The following is a 1,442-nucleotide window of genomic DNA, read 5'->3' as shown; positions in this document are numbered from 1 at the left end:
CTAGTAGTGCTTCGTTAGGTTGTGTCGGGCGGGGGGCGGCCCGGTCTGGGCCGGGACGGTAAGTCCTGGTGGCAGGTGGGGCATGCGCCGGTCCAGCACAGAAGCAGGTCCCGTATGGCGTTGAGGACTTGGTAGAAGGTCAGGCCGGCGCTTGGGCTTTTGGGTCCAGGCGCCGGAGGGTGAGGAAGGCGTGGGCGGCGGTGACGAGGGTGACGTGGTGGTGCCAGCCGCGCCAGGTGCGGCCCTCGAAGTGGTCCAGTCCGAGGCCGTGCTTGAGTTCGCGGTAGTCGTGCTCGATGCGCCAGCGGATCTTCGCCATGCGGACCAGGTGCCGCAGCGGGGTGTCGGCGGCCAGGCTGGTGAGCCAGTAGTCGGTCGGTTCGTCGGTGTGCGGTGGCCATTCGGCGATCAGGGTCTCGGCGGGCAGGACACCATCCCAGCCGGCACGGCCCCCCGGGCGGTCCAGGGCGGTCTTCTTCGCCGCGACGCCGGCCGGGCGGACTTGGAGGACGATGAACCGGCTGGTCATCGCGCCTTTGCTGCCCTGTCGCCAGGTGCACCGCCGCAGCTGTCGCCGCCCGGCCGCCATCACCAGGTCCTTCAGCGAGCGGGCCGGATCGCGGTAGCGGGGCAGCCGCGGGGCACCCATTCGTCCCTGCCGCTCCGGGATGGTCGGCACCGCGTCGCCGGGATGGGCGCTGGTGTCCGGCCGGACGGCGGTCACGTAGTCCAGGCCGCGCTCGGCCAGCCCGGCGCGGAAAGCGTGCATCTGCCCGTAGCCCGCGTCCGCCACCACTGTCCTGCCGTCCAGACCCCATCCCAGTGCCTCGTCGATCGCGTCCAGCGCCAGGCGCCACTTCTCCCGATGCCCCACCTCCGGAGGGACCCCGGCCCGCGCACGGCGTTCATCAGCCGGATCAGCCCACTCAGCAGGAAGGAAGAGCCGCCAGTCAAGCGGGACCGAGGCGGCGTCGGTGACCGCGTGCAGGCTCACGCCCACCTGACACAGCGACTTCTTGCCCAGCGCCCCGCACCACTGTCTCGCCGCCCCGACCGACTGGTCCCCGGCCTTGGGGAAGGACGTGTCGTCGATCACCCACGCTTCCGGGGCGATCTCCCCGGTCACCTTGGCCGCGATGGCCCGCAGCACGGGAGCGTGGTCCCACGGCGACTGGCTGACGAACTGCTGCAACGCCTGCATGTTGCCGTCCGGCAGGCGCTCGGCCATCGGCTGGATCGACTTGCGCCGGCCGTCCAGCATCAGCCCGCGCAGGTAGCAGTCACCCCACCGCTGCTGGTCCTTGCGCTTCAGCGTAGCGAACATCTCCGCGACGAACCCGCCGAGATCCCCGCGAAGACGCTCAACCTCCCCAAGATCCACAACCGGCAGCATGCACCACCACCAACCGCACGATCAAACCAACCTAACGAAGCACTACTAG

General features: G+C 70.2%; 1 protein-coding gene. It reads right to left on the bottom strand.

Annotation, left to right across the window (positions count from 1 at the left end; genetic code table 11):
- Positions 1-139: 139 nt before the first annotated feature.
- Positions 140-1,381, bottom strand: coding sequence for an IS701 family transposase (locus WH07_RS28845; RefSeq protein ID WP_079023637.1), 1,242 nt, complete (start codon positions 1,379-1,381; stop codon positions 140-142).
- Positions 1,382-1,442 lie beyond the last annotated feature (61 nt).

Origin of the sequence: Streptomyces odonnellii, from assembly GCF_000981895.1 — a bacterium.
In the GTDB taxonomy this organism is placed as follows: Bacteria; Actinomycetota; Actinomycetes; order Streptomycetales; family Streptomycetaceae; genus Streptomyces; species Streptomyces odonnellii.
Note: the sequence above shows the minus strand (reverse complement) of the source record. Positions and strands in the feature narration are given on the sequence as shown.